This is a genomic window from Flagellimonas olearia (assembly GCF_009184425.1).
Taxonomy (GTDB): domain Bacteria; phylum Bacteroidota; class Bacteroidia; order Flavobacteriales; family Flavobacteriaceae; genus Flagellimonas; species Flagellimonas olearia.
Map to the genome: position 1 here is coordinate 1 of NZ_WELG01000225.1, position 305 is coordinate 305.

1 protein-coding gene is annotated in these 305 nt (G+C 39.7%); it reads right to left on the reverse strand.

Going from position 1 to position 305, the window contains the following annotated elements:
- A partial coding sequence (locus F8C76_RS20135) for a hypothetical protein (protein ID WP_211372235.1) occupies nucleotides 1-305 on the reverse strand: 305 nt, incomplete at both ends.

A 305-nucleotide genomic window follows, 5' to 3' on the forward strand; every position in this document is an offset into this window, starting at 1 on the left:
CGAAATTAGCCACCCACACAGGGATTTTTTGCTTTGTTAAAGGGTGGATAGCGTAAATGCCTAAAAACACCCCTTTTTTCTCTAAAGCTCTTTCTCTTTGAGTTGTGTTTAAAATCGCTTTAATCATCTTTGAATCTTCTTGACTCACTTGCTTAATGGCATGCTCTACTAAAGGGTGTTCTGGGGCGATGGCGATGTAAGTTACGCCATAAATGGTGTCCGCTCTTGTGGTAAAAACTTCAATTTCTTGAATACCATTGCAAGCCTTCAAGCACTCATCAGCGATTTTAAAACCAAATTGCAAC